The 14,073-nt window shown below is 62.6% G+C and carries 11 protein-coding genes; 3 read left to right on the forward strand and 8 right to left on the reverse strand.

What is annotated here, in order from left to right:
- Window positions 1-187 precede the first annotated feature (187 nt).
- The 3 genes from GFU70_RS22650 to GFU70_RS22660 all read right to left on the reverse strand — a co-directional run bounded on the left by GFU70_RS22650 (window position 188) and on the right by GFU70_RS22660 (window position 4,590).
- Window positions 188-1,291: an ABC transporter substrate-binding protein gene (locus GFU70_RS22650; RefSeq protein WP_116641404.1), complete on the reverse strand. Its 1,104-nt coding sequence runs from the start codon at window positions 1,289-1,291 to the stop codon at window positions 188-190.
- Between the two features lie 216 nt (window positions 1,292-1,507).
- Window positions 1,508-2,956: an aldehyde dehydrogenase family protein gene (locus tag GFU70_RS22655; protein WP_153388838.1), complete on the reverse strand. Its 1,449-nt coding sequence runs from the start codon at window positions 2,954-2,956 to the stop codon at window positions 1,508-1,510.
- The gene (locus tag GFU70_RS22660; protein ID WP_058546072.1) at window positions 2,953-4,590 is read right to left on the reverse strand and encodes a 5-guanidino-2-oxopentanoate decarboxylase; all 1,638 of its coding nucleotides are present in this window, start codon (window positions 4,588-4,590) and stop codon (window positions 2,953-2,955) included. Before GFU70_RS22660 ends, GFU70_RS22655 begins: the two co-directional genes overlap by 4 nt.
- Window positions 4,591-4,750: 160 nt before the next feature.
- On the opposite strand from GFU70_RS22660, the gene GFU70_RS22665 reads away from it, so the two are divergent.
- Window positions 4,751-5,632 carry a LysR substrate-binding domain-containing protein gene (locus GFU70_RS22665; protein ID WP_058546064.1) on the forward strand — a complete coding sequence of 294 codons (882 nt, stop codon included), beginning with the start codon at window positions 4,751-4,753 and terminating at the stop codon, window positions 5,630-5,632.
- 153 nt (window positions 5,633-5,785) lie between these two features.
- Here GFU70_RS22665 and GFU70_RS22670 read toward each other — a convergent pair whose 3' ends face one another.
- Window positions 5,786-6,805, reverse strand: a complete 1,020-nt coding sequence (locus tag GFU70_RS22670) for an alpha/beta fold hydrolase (protein WP_153388839.1) — start codon at window positions 6,803-6,805, stop codon at window positions 5,786-5,788.
- Window positions 6,806-6,966: 161 nt separating this feature from the next.
- A complete protein-coding gene (gene metE, locus GFU70_RS22675) occupies window positions 6,967-9,312 on the reverse strand; it encodes a 5-methyltetrahydropteroyltriglutamate--homocysteine S-methyltransferase (protein WP_058546065.1) in 2,346 nt (781 codons plus the stop codon).
- A 109-nt stretch (window positions 9,313-9,421) separates the two neighbouring features.
- On the opposite strand from metE, the gene metR reads away from it, so the two are divergent.
- A complete protein-coding gene (gene metR, locus GFU70_RS22680; protein WP_058546066.1) occupies window positions 9,422-10,339 on the forward strand; it encodes a transcriptional regulator MetR in 918 nt (305 codons plus the stop codon).
- 42 nt (window positions 10,340-10,381) lie between these two features.
- Here the strand turns inward: metR and GFU70_RS22685 are convergent, their stop codons facing one another.
- The 3 genes from GFU70_RS22685 to GFU70_RS22695 are packed head-to-tail and all read right to left on the reverse strand — an operon-like array spanning window position 10,382 to window position 11,955.
- Window positions 10,382-10,879: a GNAT family N-acetyltransferase gene (locus GFU70_RS22685; RefSeq protein ID WP_058546067.1), complete on the reverse strand. Its 498-nt coding sequence runs from the start codon at window positions 10,877-10,879 to the stop codon at window positions 10,382-10,384.
- Window positions 10,876-11,514: a LysE family translocator gene (locus GFU70_RS22690; protein ID WP_058546068.1), complete on the reverse strand. Its 639-nt coding sequence runs from the start codon at window positions 11,512-11,514 to the stop codon at window positions 10,876-10,878. Before GFU70_RS22690 ends, GFU70_RS22685 begins: the two co-directional genes overlap by 4 nt.
- A gap of 24 nt (window positions 11,515-11,538) precedes the next feature.
- Entirely contained in the window at window positions 11,539-11,955 is a 417-nt protein-coding gene (locus tag GFU70_RS22695; RefSeq protein WP_058546069.1) for an NUDIX hydrolase, read from the reverse strand.
- Between the two features lie 667 nt (window positions 11,956-12,622).
- On the opposite strand from GFU70_RS22695, the gene GFU70_RS22700 reads away from it, so the two are divergent.
- Complete coding sequence (locus GFU70_RS22700) at window positions 12,623-14,053, forward strand: IS1182 family transposase (RefSeq protein WP_153388840.1); 1,431 nt, start codon at window positions 12,623-12,625, stop codon at window positions 14,051-14,053.
- The last annotated feature ends 20 nt before the right edge of the window (window positions 14,054-14,073 follow it).

Consider the following 14,073-nt stretch of genomic DNA (forward strand, 5'->3'; position numbering starts at 1 on the left):
CGACAGAACAAACACAATCTCAAAACAACCCAATTCCCTGTGGGGGCGAGCTTGCTCGCGAAGGCGACAGCACAGTCAGCATCTCCATCAACTGAACCACCGCTATCGCGAGCAAGCTCGCTCCCACACGGGTTCTCGGGTGGTCACAGAGGCCGCATTGCCGGGCAGGCGGCGTCCGGCATTCGTTTCAGGAAGAGAAGATTTCCGTGTACCGGCGAATCCATTGGTCATGCACCGTCGCCAGGAAGGCGTTGTCGTGCATGATCGCTTTGTCGGCGATTTGCTCCGGGGTGAGGATGTAGGGGCTCTTGCGCGCTTCGCTGGAGATGATGGCCTTGGCGTTGACCGGGCCGTTGAAGATGTCTTCGGCCATCTTGCCTTGCACCAGCGGGTCGAGGGAGTGGTCGATGAAGGCGTAGGCCAGGTCGGTGTCGCCCGGGCGGTTTTTCGGCATGACCGAGAGCATCAGGTCGGTGTAGAAACCTTCCTTCATACCGAAGGTCGCCCCCAGGCCGTAGGCCGGGTCGCGGATCTGCTTGGGGAAAAACGCCGGCGCGTACAAGCCCCCCATGTCCAGGGAGCCGGTGCGGAAAAGCTCGGCGATCTGGTTCGGGTTTTCACCCAGGGTCACCACCCGGTCCTTGAGCTCGGCGAGTTTCTTGAAGCCGGGTTCGATGTTGTGTTCGTCACCACCGGCCAGTTTGGCGGCGATGATGATCAGGTCCATGGCCTCGGTCCAGTTCGGTGGCGGCAGGAAAATGTTCGGCGCCAGCTCCGCGTCCCACAGCGCGGCGTAACTGTCCGGCGCCTGACTCAAGGTCCGGGTGCTGTAGACCAGGCTGTTGCACCACAGCAGGTAACCAATGCCATGGCCGCCGGCCCCCGTGCGGTATTGCGCCGGCACATCGGCCAGGTTGGGAATGCGGTTGAGGTCGGGCTTTTCCAGCAGCCCGGCGGCGGCCAGGCCCTCGGCGCCAACGCCGGCCAGGGTGATGATGTCGTACTGCGGCCGGTCGCCACCGGCCTTGAGCTTGGCCACCATCTCCGAGGTACTGCCGGTGCGGTCGGCAATGACCTTGGCCCCGGTCTTGGCCTCGAAGGTGGCCGCAATGTTGCGCAACGCCGCCAGCCCGGTGTCGTCGGACCAGGTGAGCAGGCGCAGGGTCTTGCCGACGAACCGCGTATCACTGGCCCGAGCGCTGATGAAGGGCACGCTCATGGCGGCCGCCGCTACCGAAACCACACTTGCAGTCTTGATGAATTGACGTCTGTTCAGATCATGCTCGCCCATGGAGGACTCCCTTTATTCTTTTAAGTATGAGGTGGGTAAAAACCGTTGCGCCCGCGCCGTTCGATGTCGACAAAAGCCCCGTACCGCAAGGGCTTCACCGCCACCTGCGGCCATCCTGAGGTTGTGCAAAATCCCTGACTATCGAAAAAAACTCATTGGAGCCATGTTCCTGGCGCATGCCTTTTTTCGAGGCATGCATGACCTGATAACGTGCTATCAGACGGCCCGGATCACATGCTTGATTTCCTGAAACGCGGCCAATCCCCAAGGCCCCAATTCGCGACCGAGGCTGCTCTGCTTGTAACCGCCCCACGCCGCCTGGGGAAAAATCACCTGGGGTGCGTTGATCCACACCAGCCCCGCCTGCAAAGCGTTGGCAACCTCTTCGGCAGCCGTCAGATCACGGCTGACCACGCTGGCCACCAGGCCGAAACGGCTGTCGTTAGCCAGGGCGATCGCCTGCGCTGGCGTGCTGAAACGGTGTACGCACAGCACCGGCCCGAAGATCTCTTCGCACCACAACGCACTGTCCAGGGGCACGTTGGTGAAGAGGGTTGGCTGTAAAAAAAAGCCGCGCGGCAGATGCGCGGGTCGCTGCCCACCGCACACCAGCGTCGCTCCGGCGCTCAAGCCTCGGTCGATGTGCCCCAACACCCGCTGGTATTGCGCCTGGTTGACCAGCGCGCCCATTTCCACGTCCGGGTCGAACGGGTCGGCCACACGGATCGCCTCGGCGCGGGTCTTGAGCCGTTGCAGGAATTCATCGGCCAATTCATCGGCGACCAGCACACGACTGGTGGCCGAACACATCTGCCCGGCATTGAAGAAACCACCACCGCAGGCCAGCTCCACCGCCAGGTCCAGGTCAGCATCGGCCAGCACCAGCAAGGACGATTTGCCGCCCAGTTCCAGGCTCACGCCCTTCACCGTTTCCGCCGCCCGCTGCATCACTTGCACACCCACCGCATTGCTGCCGGTGAAGGAAATCTTTGCCACGCGCAGGTCCGCCGCCAATGGCGCGCCAACTGCCAGGCCCGTACCGCAGACCAGGTTGAACACGCCGTCGGGCAAACCGCATCCGGCGATGATCGAGGCCAGTTCCAGCTCCGGCAACGGCGTGACCTCCGAGGGCTTGAGTATCACGCAGCAGCCGGCAGCCAACGCCGGGGCGAGTTTCCAGGCCGTGGTGACCATCGGGAAATTCCACGGCACGATCAAGCCGACCACGCCGCAGGGTTCGCGGCGCAGGCGTGCGCTGAAATCAGCGCTGGGCAATGCCAGCGGACTGTCTTGCCGGGCGTCCAGGCCTTCGGCCAACTCGGCGTAGTACTCGAAGGTGTCGACCACATCGTCGACATCGATGGCCGCTTCGAACAATGGTTTGCCGTTGTTGCTCGATTGCAGGTGCATCAACCGTTCACGAGCGTCCCGCACGCCATCGGCAATCCGGCGCAGGATCGCGCCACGCTCGGCACCGGTGGTGCTCGACCAGTGCGTGAAAGCCTGGGTCGCCGCGTTCAACGCCTGATCGACAGCGCACTCATCGCCGCCATAAACGGTGGTCAGCAGCGCTTCGGTCGCCGGGTTGATCACCCGCAGCGGTTGATCGCCGGCCAACCACTCACCGTTGATGTACAGCCCGTCCTGCGTCGTAGAGAAATTCATTTCGACACCTGCGCCATCCAGGTTGCCTGGTCGATTTCGATCAGCGTCGGGCCCTGCCGGTCGCAAGCGGCGCGCAACGCGGCGTGCAGTTGCGCCACGCCGTCGATGGCTTGCGCAGCGCAGCCCAACGCCTTGGCGACGCCGATGAAATCCGGGGTGTAGATGTCCACGCCCACCGGTTCGATGGCGCGGTTGACCATGTATTTCTTGATCTCTTCGTAGCCCTGGTTATTCCACAGCAGCACGATCACCGGCGTGCGCGCTTCCACGGCACTGGCCAGTTCCGGCAGGGTGAACTGCAACCCGCCGTCGCCAATCAAACACACCACAGCAGGACGACCATGCCCCTGGTCCTTGCCACCAAGCCAGGCACCAATGGCCGCCGGCAAGGCGTAGCCGAGGGTGCCGTAGCCGGTGGATGAATTGAACCAGCGCCGTGGCCGCTCCGGGTTGAAGGTCAGGTTGCCGGTGTACACCGGTTGGGTGGAATCGCCGACGAACACCGCCTCCGGTAGCGCCTGCAAGACGGTGTCGAGAAACAAAGTCTGGGCGCGGGTCGCGGCGTCCCAACTGCCTTGAAGATCCGCGCGCAACCGGGCGGCACGCGTCGCGCCCCAATCGTCACGGCGCTCGGCCAAGGGCTGCTGGCTCAAGGCGTCGAGCACGGCCCGGGCGGCGACGCGGGCGTCGGCCACCAGCGCCAGGTGCGGCGGGTAGTTGCGCACCGTCTGGTCCGGGTCGATGTCGATGCGCAGCAGCGCACCGGGAATCTCGAAGCCGCCGGCGAAGGTAATGTCGTAGTCGGTCTCGGCCAGCTCGGTGCCGATGGCCAGTACCACATCCGCCTCGGCCACCAATGCGCGGGTGGCGACCAGGCTCTGGGTGGAGCCGATCAGCAACGGATGCCGGGCCGGCAACAGGCCTTTGGCATTGATGGTCAACGCCACTGGCGCGCCGAGACGCTCGGCCAATTCAGTCACTTCGGCTGCCGCGTCGATGGCACCGCCACCGGCCAGGATCAACGGTCGTTTGGCCGATGCCAGCTTTGCCGCCATTTGCGCCACGGCACTCGGCGCAGCGCCGGCGCGGTTGATGTTCACCGGCACGCTGGCAAGCAAGGCATCGGCGTCCTCGACCAACACATCCAACGGGATTTCAATGTGCACTGGCCGTGGGCGCCCGGCCTGGAACACGGCGAACGCCCGGGCCAGCACGCCGGGCAACTCGGCGGCGGACATCAGCGTATGGGAAAACGCCGCCACTCCGCCCACCAGCGCGCTCTGGTTCGGCAGTTCATGCAGCTTGCCGCGTCCGCCGCCCAACTGGTTGCGCGATTGCACGCTGGAGATCACCAGCATCGGGATCGAATCGGCGTAGGCCTGGCCCATGGCGGTGGTGATGTTGGTCATGCCCGGGCCGGTGATGATGAAACACACGCCGGGCTTGCCGCTGACCCGGGCGTAACCGTCGGCCATGAAGCCTGCGCCCTGTTCATGCCGCGGGGTCACATGGCGGATGCTGGAACGGGCCAGCCCACGGTACAACTCGACGGTGTGCACGCCAGGAATGCCGAACACCTGCTCCACACCATACGCTTGGAGTAACTTGACCAATACTTCGCCGCACGTCGCCATTGCCATTGCCTTTTTCTTGTCGTGTAAAGGGCCGCGCACAGCCTGCGGCGCAACCCTTTTTTGTCTTGGGAATGGCGTTATTGGAACGGTCCGACCATAGCGGCAACAATGGATAAAAAGTCATACTAGCCATGTCCTCACGTCATGGCTTGGATCCGAAATGAAACGACTTCCTCCGCTGCCGGCGCTGCACACGTTTCTGATCACGGCCCAGTGCTGCAACTTCACCCGGGCCGCCGAACAACTGCACATCACCCAAGGCGCGGTGAGTCGGCAGATCGCCGGGCTGGAAGATCATTTGGGTTATGCGCTGTTCCAGCGCCAGGCACGCGGCCTGAGCCTGACCGCCGAAGGCCAGGCGTGGCTACCCCGGGTGCAGCAGGTGTTCAGGATGATCGGCGACGCGGTCGAGCAGGTCGGCGAAAAACGCCAGACCCTGCAACTCAAGGCCCCGACCTGTGTCATGCGCTGGCTGCTGCCGCGCCTGTTGCAATGGCAGAAGGAACGGCCGGACGTGCCGGTGGAGCTGACCACCACGGTCAGGCACGGCGTGGATTTCCAGCGCGAAGTCTTCGACGCCGCGGTGGTCTATGGCCCACCACCCGACGCCTCGCTGGCGTGCCTGCACCTGTTCGATGAACAACTGACGCCCGTCTGCTCCCGCCCGCTCCTGGAAGGACCGGTGCCGCTGCGTGAACCCGCCGACCTGCAACAACACTTGCTGTTGCACCCCACCCGTGACGAGCGCGACTGGAACGCCTGGCTGACGGCGGCCGATGTGCATTTGAGCCATGTCAGCAAGGGCCAGCATTTCGAAACCCTGGACCTGGCAATGTCCATGGCTTCCCAAGGCACGGGCGTGGCGATTGGCGACTGGTCGCTGATCGGCGACGACCTGAGCGCCGGCCGACTGGTGATGCCGTTCGAACTGAAGGTCAAGACCGGCTTGGGTTATCACCTGGTGCATCCGCACAAACCCCAGGTGTCGGGGCCGTTGCAGGAATTGATGGGGTGGTTGGTGGAGCAGGCACGGGCGCGGTAGCAACGTCACAGCAAGCCCCTGTGGGAGCAAGGCTTGCCCGCGATGAAGGCGACGCGGTCTCTCAGAGATCGAGGTGGCTGTTTCGCGAGCAAGCTTTGCTCCCACAAATCCCCTCGCCACAAAAGCCGGGCAGGCCTCAAGCCATCAGGGTTATCAAAGCAGATTCGGCGCCTGCACCGGCTCGATCTGCGCCCAGTGCGACGTGTCTTCGCGATGCTGCTGCAGATACGGCAAAACCGCCCCCAGCAACGGCGCCTTGAAGGCCTCCTGGAAACGATGGGCCAGGCCCGGGATCAGTTTCAACTGGCTGCCTTGGATGTGCGCTGCCAAGTGGACACCGTGCATCACCGGCAGCAAAGGGTCGGCGGTGCCGTGGACCACCAGGGTCGGCACCCGCAGTTGATTGAGCAGTGCCACCCGACTCGGCTCGGCCATGATCGCCATGATCTGGCGCTTCACGCCTTCGGGGTTGAAAGCCCGGTCATAGGCCACGGCGGCCTGATGCAGCAATGCCTGGCGATCATCCACCACCATCGGGCTGCCCAGCGCGGCCAGCAGATCGGCCTGTTGTTGCAGGGCCGCTTCGCGATTCGGCGCACTGCGCCGCGACAGCAACTGCACCAGCGCGGCGCTGGGTGCGGGCAAGCCTTCGGCACCGGAACTGCTCATGATCAGGGTCAGGCTTTCGACCCGCTGCGGCGCCATGGCCGCCATGTGCTGGGCGATCATCCCGCCCATGCTCACGCCCAGCACGTGGAAGCGTTGCACCTGCAAGGCATCCATCAGCCCCAGCCCGTCGTCGGCCATGTCGGTCAAGGTATACGGCGCGGCCACGGGCAAGCCGAGTTTGTAGCGCAGCGCTTCGAAGGTCAGGTTGGCGCTGCCGGGGACCTGGCGCCAGGTGGACAGGCCAACGTCTCGGTTGTCGTAGCGAATCACCCGGAAACCCTGCTCGCACAGGGCAACCACCACCTCGTCCGGCCAATGGATCAACTGCCCACCCAGGCCCATCACCAGCAACAGCGCCGGATCCGAAGCACGGCCAACGCTCTGGTAGGCCAGGCTCACCTGTTCCAGGTCGACCCGTTGAGTCGCAACATTGATGTCACACCGAGAAGCCGCCATCGACGGCAGGCCGACAAACAGCGCGGCCAGGAAAATGAATACACGCATGAACAAACACCGAAACGCAGAACCCCAGTAGAGCGCGAGTCTGATGAAGTTTGTTCAAGCGCGCTGCCACAGTTGCGTGACAGTTTGATGAAGATTGCCGAATGGTTGCCTGTGCGAAGGCTGCGATCTTTTGACTTGATCTGCTGTTTTTTCACTTTGACTCAATTGTCGGGCAAGATCGCAGCCTCGCTTCGCTCGACAGCTCCTACACGCAACTGCCGCGCCGCCGCCACCATGTTCACCAGTGCCGCTTCCGTTTCCGGCCAGCCCCGGGTTTTCAACCCGCAGTCGGGGTTGATCCACAGCCGCTCGGCGGCGATCCGTTTTACCGCCTTGCTCATCAACGCAACCATCTCGGCCGTGTCCGGCACCCGTGGCGAGTGGATGTCGTAGACGCCCGGGCCGATGTCGTTCGGGTAGTCGAACGCCTCGAAAGCCTCCAGCAACTCCATGTCCGAACGCGAAGTCTCGATGGTGATGACATCGGCGTCCATGTCGGCGATGGCCTTGATCACGTCATTGAATTCGCTGTAGCACATGTGGGTATGGATCTGGGTTTCGTCGCCCACGCCCGAGGCGCACAAACGGAACGCGTCGACCGCCCAATCCAGGTACTCCTGCCATTGCCCGCGACGCAACGGCAACCCTTCGCGGAACGCCGCCTCGTCGATCTGCACAATCTTGATCCCGGCCTTTTCCAGGTCCAGCACTTCGTCGCGCAGGGCCAGGGCCAGTTGTTGCGCCTGGACCTGGCGCGACACGTCTTCGCGGGGGAACGACCACATCAGCATGGTCACGGGGCCGGTGAGCATGCCCTTCATGACTTTGCCGGTCAGGCTTTGCGCGTAGCGGATCCAGTCAACGGTCATGGCGCTCGGCCGACTGATGTCGCCATAGATGATCGCCGGTTTCACACAGCGCGAACCGTAGCTCTGCACCCAACCGAAACGGGTGAAGACGTAGCCGTCCAGTTGCTCGGCGAAGTATTCCACCATGTCATTGCGCTCGGCTTCACCATGCACCAGCACGTCCAGGCCCAGGCGCTCCTGGATCTGCACGGCATGGCGGATCTCGGTGTGCATGGCATCCTGATAGTCATTGGCCGACAATTTGCCCTGCTTGTAGGCCTGGCGTGCCAGGCGAATGGCCGGGGTCTGCGGGAAGGAGCCGATGGTGGTGGTGGGAAAGGCCGGCAGTTTCAGACGGGCGCGCTGGCGTTCGATGCGCTTGGCAAACGGCGAACGCCGCTGGCTGTCCTGTGGCCCGACTGCCGCCAGGCGCGCCTGGACCGCAGTTTTGTGAATGCGCGCCGAGCTGGCGCGACTGGCCTGCACCTCGCAGCTGTCGGCCAAGGCCTGTTGCACTGCGGGCGCCAGGGGATCGTTCAGGGCATCGCGCAGCACCGCCACTTCACCGCACTTCTGCACGGCAAAGGCCAGCCAGCTCTTGAGTTCCGGATCGAGCTGGTCTTCGCGTTCCAGGTCCACCGGGCTGTGCAACAGCGAGCAGGAGGTGCTGATCCAGAGGTTGTCGCCAAAGCGCTCCTGGGCCGGTTGCAGCTGCGCCAGTGCCTGCTCCAGCTCGCAGCGCCAGACGTTGCGGCCATTGACCAGGCCCACCGAGAGGATCTTGTAGGTCGGCAGGCGATCCAGCACCTGGCCCAGTTGTTCCGGGGCGCGCACCGCGTCGATGTGCAAGCCGTCCACCGGTAGGCTCACCGCCAGGCCGAGGTTGTCTTGCAAGCCACTGAAATAGGTGGCCACGAGTTTTTTCAGCGGCGAGTACTGGAGGATGTGATAGGCCCGCTCGAAAGCGCTCTTCCAGGCCTGGGGCAGGTCAAGGGTAAGGATCGGTTCGTCGATCTGCACCCACTCCACACCCTGGGCCTTGAGGCGGTTGAGGATTTCCCCATAGACCGGCAGCAGGCGCTCCAGCAGGTCGAGCTTATCGAACGCCTCGCCCTTGGCCTTGCCCAGCCACAGGTAGGTCAACGGGCCGATGATCACCGGTTTGACCTGATGGCCCAAGGCATGGGCCTCGTCCACTTCATCGAACAACTGTTCCCAGCTCAGGGCGAAGGTCTGGTCGACGGAAAACTCCGGGACCAGGTAGTGGTAATTGGTGTCGAACCACTTGGTCAGCTCCTGGGCGTATTGCGCCTGGCCGTGGTCGGCACCGCAGCAACTGGCCGTGGCGCCACGGGCCATGGCGAACAGGGTGTCGAGGGTCGGCTGGCCCTGGGCATTCAAGGTGCTGTGGAAACGCTGTGGGACGGCGCCCACGGTCAAGGAGTGACCGAGCACCTGGTCATACCAGGCAAAATCCCCAACGGGCAGCAGATCGATGCCGGCGTCTTTCTGCAATTGCCAATGCCGGGCCCGCAGCTCGCGCCCCACTGCCTGCAACGCGGCCGGGGCCAGGTCGCCCTTCCAGTAGGCTTCGAGGGCTTTTTTCAGTTCGCGGTCGGCGCCGATGCGGGGAAAACCGAGGGTGTGGGCCAGGGCCATGGTGTGCGTCCTCCTGTAAAAGATGGCGCCATTGTCGACAGTTGGCCCTACATGAGACAAACTCAACCTTTTCGTGTTGATCACAAGTTTTACTCATGGAGCAACTCCGGTGCTTGAACTCCGTCACCTCAAGACCCTGCACGCCCTGCGCGAAGCCGACAGCCTGGTCGAAGCCGCCGAACGCTTGCACCTGACCCAGTCCGCCCTCTCCCACCAGTTCAAGGAACTGGAAGAGCGCCTGGGCATGCAGTTGTTCGTGCGCAAGACCAAGCCGGTACGGTTCACCAGCGCCGGCCTGCGCCTGTTGCAACTGGCCGATGCCGCCCTGCCCTTGCTGCGCGGCGCCGAACGGGACATCGCCCGCCTGGCGGGCGGCACCGCCGGACGGCTGCACATGGCCATCGAGTGCCATAGCTGCTTCCAGTGGTTGATGCCGACCATCGACCAGTTCCGCGATGCCTGGCCGGAAGTCGAGCTGGACCTGGCCTCAGGCTTTGCCTTCGCCCCATTGCCGGCCCTGGCCCGGGGCGACCTCGACCTGGTGGTGACCTCCGACCCGCTGGAACTGGCCGGCATCACCTACGTGCCGCTGTTCACCTACGAAGCGATGCTCGCCGTGGCCAACCAGCATCGACTGGCGGGCAAGCCCTACATCGTGCCCGAGGACCTGATCAGCGAAACCCTGATCACCTACCCGGTGGAGCGCGATCGGTTGGACATCTTCACCCGTTTCCTGGAACCGGCCGACATCGAACCGGCCCAGGTGCGCACCTCTGAGCTGACGGTGATGATGATGCAATTGGTAGCCAGCGGCCGCGGCGTCTGTGGCATGCCGCACTGGGCCCTGCATGAATACAGCTCGCGGGGTTACGTGAAGGCCAAGCGGCTGGGAGAGAAAGGCTTGTTTGCCACGCTGTACGCGGCGGTGCGCACCGACATGCTCGACGCGCCGTACATGCGCGACTTTTTGCTGACGGCCAAGGACACGTCGTTTTCGACATTGGATGGGGTCAGCGCCGTGCGCTGACAGCTTCTGTGGGAGCCCATACACAGGGGATCTGCGGCGAGGTTAAAGTTCGAGCCACATGTGGATTTTGTCGAGGTATTCGTCGTCCACCCGGATCGCCATCGGCTCAAGGCCGTACAAAACGAAGCCGCAGCGTTGATAGAGCTTGAGCGCCGGGTCGTTGCCGGCGGTGACGGTCAGTTGCACCAGGCGCAGGAAGGGATGGCGCCGGGCTTCGGCGAGGGCGGCCTGTACCAGTTGGTCGCCGAGCCCGCGATGGCGCTGTTCATCGGCGACGTACATGCCGAACAGCAGCGCCTTGTGCCGGGCTTTTTCCCGAGGCTCCAGGGCCAGGCCGACGATGCCGACCAACTCCTGCTCGACAAACGCCCCCAGCAGTACATCAAGCCGGCTGCCCAGGCGTGACTCCCACCAGTTGATGGGCAGCTTCGCCCGCTCATTGACGCTGGAGGTGAAGGCCTGCGGATGCAGTGCGTACGCCTGGAGCATCAACTGGCGATACGCCTGGGCATCGCCGGCCCTCAACCGTCGGATGCTCACGCCGAACGCCGTTGCTCAAACATCAGGCGCAACGCCAGCGCCCCGAGGACAAACCCCATGAAGTAGCGCTGCGCCGCCAGCCAGGTAGGGTTATGGACGAACCACGAGGCAATGCCGGCAGCGAACAGGGCGATCAACAGGTTGACGCTGAAACTGACGCTGATCTGGGTCAGGCCCAGGATAATGCTCTGGGTGAACAGCGAACCGTGTTCCGGGCTGATGAACTGCGGGAACACCGACAGATAGAACACCGCGATCTTGGGGTTCAGCGCGCTGGTGAGGAAACCCATGGTGATCAACTTGCGCGTCGAGTCCGCCGGCAACTGCTGGGCCTCGAAGGGCGAGCGCGCGCCCGGCTTCACGGCCTGCCAGGCGAGCCACAACAGGTACAGCGCACCGGCCCATTTCAACACTTCATAGGCCATGGGCACCGCCAGGAACACCGCCGTCAACCCAGCGGCCGCGGCGAACATGTGCACGAAAAACCCCGCCACCACCCCCAGCAGGGAGGTGACGCCGGCCTTGCGGCCCTGGCAGATCGAACGGGAAATCAGGTAGATCATGTTCGGGCCAGGGGTCAGTACCATCAGCAGCGCGGCAGCGGCGAAAATCAACAGGTCCGGCAATGGAATCATGGGCATCAGTCCTTGAGGCGTGGATCAGCAGGTAGCGAGAAGTGTCGCTCGATAAAACGGCAGGATCACCTCGCCTGTCAACGGTGCCAGCACAAGATCGCTGTCACCGGCCGGGTCGATCCAGCACACCTCTTCAATTTCGGCAGCCGGTGAAACCGGGGCGTCGATGCTCAGCAAAAACACTTCGGCCTGCACGACAAACCCCGGCTCGTTGGCCGCCGGCGCGCTGAACACGCCCAGGTAACGGGCCTGCGCCGGGTCGATCTGCAACCCAAGCTCCTCTTCCAGCTCACGGGCCAGCGCCTGCACGGGCTGTTCATGGGCCTCGATCTTGCCGCCCGGCTGCATGAAGGCCCGGGTGCCGCGCTTGCGTACCAGCAGGGTTCGGCCGTCCGGCCCGAGCAACAGGGCGGCGGCAATGCGGATGAGGGAAGTGGTCATGGGTGTTCAAAGCCTTGGCCGGGGAAATGCCGGGGAGATTACAGCGCGTAGAGGTGGGAGCAAAGTCTGGTGCTGGATTAAAAATCAACGCAGTCCCCTGTGGTCAGTTTCGACCGATTGGGGTCGGTGTGTATATCCGTTGCTGCGGTCACGGCCACTGGCGGTTCCGCTCAACAGCGGGTCACTTTTGGAAAGAGAAGCGCCAAAAGTAACCAAAAACGCTCTGCCGGTATGACTCACCCACATGGGTTACAAATCAGTTCACGCACATAGGTAACAGTTTTTAACTGGCAGGCTCGCTTCCACATTGGGTCAGTGGTGACCTCTAGAATTGTGGTCACTACAAATCCCTGTGGGAGCAAGGCTTGCCCGCGATCGCGGTGGATCAGTCTGCATCAGCGTTGGATGTGCCGCCGTCTACGCGAGCAAGCTTTGCTCCCACAGATCTGACGGGTGTACGAGCGGGAGAACCAGGTCGGCTATCAGGCCGCCTCGCGGTGGACGTTGATCTCGGGCGCCCCGTTAACCACGCTGGCCGAACGCAGGCATTGTGGAGTGGGCATCCCGGCATGGATGCCGGGATAGCCGCGCTGGGCCCAGAGTGTGTCAAAACCCTGAAGCCAACCCTTGCTATGATTTCCCCAGGACTTCATTGCAAGGGCTGCCCATGAAACGCTTCATCCAAGGTGAACATCGAGATCAAACTACCTTGCTCCCCGAGAGCTTGGACGACTACGTCAGCGATACCAATCCGGTGCGCGTTGTCGATGTCTTCGTGGATGAACTCGACCTGATCACCTTGGGTTTTGAAAGCGCTGTCCCCGCTAAAACGGGCCGACCGGCTTATCACCCTGCAGTCATGCTGAAAATCTACATCTACGGCTATCTCAACCGTATCCAGTCAAGCCGGCGTCTTGAGTGCGAGGCGCAGCGCAACGTCGAGTTGATGTGGCTGACCGGTCGCCTGATGCCGGATTTCAAGACCATCGCCAACTTCCGCAAAGACAACTCAAAGGCCATTCGAGGAGTCTGTCGGCAGTTCGTCGTGCTGTGTCAACAACTGGGGCTTTTCTCGGAACATTTCGTTGCCATCGATGGCAGTAAATTCAAGGCGGTGAACCACCGCGACCGCAACTTCACCAGCGCCAAGCTGAAGCGCCGGATGGAAGAGATCGAATCAAGCATTGCCCGTTATCTGAAGGCGCTGGATGAGGCTGATCGGCAAGAGCCCAAGTCTTCAGGGCCCAAAGGCGGCCTGGAAGAGAAGATCGCCAAATTGAAGGAGCAGATGAAGGCGCTCCAGGCGATTGAAATACAGCTTGAAGCATCGCCGGACAAACAGATCTCGCTGACCGACCCGGACGCGCGCTCGATGATGATGACGAGCGGTCATGGCATCGTGGGCTACAACGTGCAGACAGCAGTCGATACCAAACACCATTTGATTGTCGCGCACGAGGTGACCAATGTCGGTCACGACCGTGATCAGCTTAGCTCGATGGCCCAGCAGGCCCGTGAGGCGATGCAAATCGAATCGTTGTCGGTGGTAGCGGACCGAGGGTATTACAAAAGCAGAGAAATCCTGGCCTGTCACGAGGCAGGGATCACCGCTTATGTGCCGAAAACGCTGAGTTCGCGGGCCAAATTTGATGGCCGTTTCGGTAATGACGAGTTTATTTACGACGCGGACAAAAATGTGTACGTCTGCCCCGCCAAGCAAGTGCTGATCTGGCGCAACTCTTATGTCGACAAGGGCAAGAAGCTGGACGTTTACTGGCACTCCAACTGCCAGGCCTGTTCGATAAAGGCGCAATGCACACCGGCCAGAGAGCGAAAGATTCGGCGCTGGGAACATGAGGCGGTACTGGAGGAAATGCAGGTCCGCCTGAACAATGAGCCGCAGATGATGAGCATCCGCAAGCGAACGGTCGAACACCCCTTCGGGACGCTGAAGCAATGGATGGGGACGACACATTTTCTGACGCGGCGGCTGGCTGGGGTGAGCACCGAAATGAGCTTGAATGTGCTCGCTTACAATTGGAAAAGGGTGATGAAAATCCTTGGTGCGCAGGGTCTGATGAAAGCGCTGGCGGCCTGAAGCCTGCCGTTTTGCCCCGT

This window comes from Pseudomonas brassicacearum (genome assembly GCF_009601685.2).
GTDB lineage: Bacteria > Pseudomonadota > Gammaproteobacteria > Pseudomonadales > Pseudomonadaceae > Aquipseudomonas > Aquipseudomonas kilonensis_B.